The sequence below is a fragment of the Sulfitobacter sp. CW3 genome, assembly GCF_019392245.1.
Classification (GTDB): domain Bacteria; phylum Pseudomonadota; class Alphaproteobacteria; order Rhodobacterales; family Rhodobacteraceae; genus Sulfitobacter.
In genome coordinates this window covers 1-278 of the sequence record NZ_JAHXRL010000149.1, presented here as the reverse complement: position 1 = coordinate 278, position 278 = coordinate 1, and the positions used below count along the sequence as shown (strand labels likewise).

1 protein-coding gene is annotated in these 278 nt (G+C 58.6%); it reads left to right on the top strand.

Annotated features, from left to right (window positions below; genetic code table 11):
- The coding region (locus KZZ06_RS20565) for a multicopper oxidase domain-containing protein (protein WP_219581827.1) at nucleotides 1–278 on the top strand (278 nt) is incomplete at both ends.

Here is a 278-nt window from a genome sequence, read left to right as displayed (position 1 = left end):
CGCCGCCCATCGCGGACGCTCGAGATCAATCTGACCGGCAACATGTATCGCTTCATGTGGTCATTTGACGGACGGAAGTTCAGCGACGGAGTCGAGCCCATCCGCTTCGCCCGCAACGAGCGGGTGCGCGTGACCATGGTCAACAACAGCATGATGCAGCACCCGATGCATATCCACGGGCACTTCATGGAATTGGTCAACGGACATCCCGGGCACCATCCGTTGAAGCACACCATCAACGTGCTGCCGGGAAGCAAAGTGACCTTTGACATCACCGC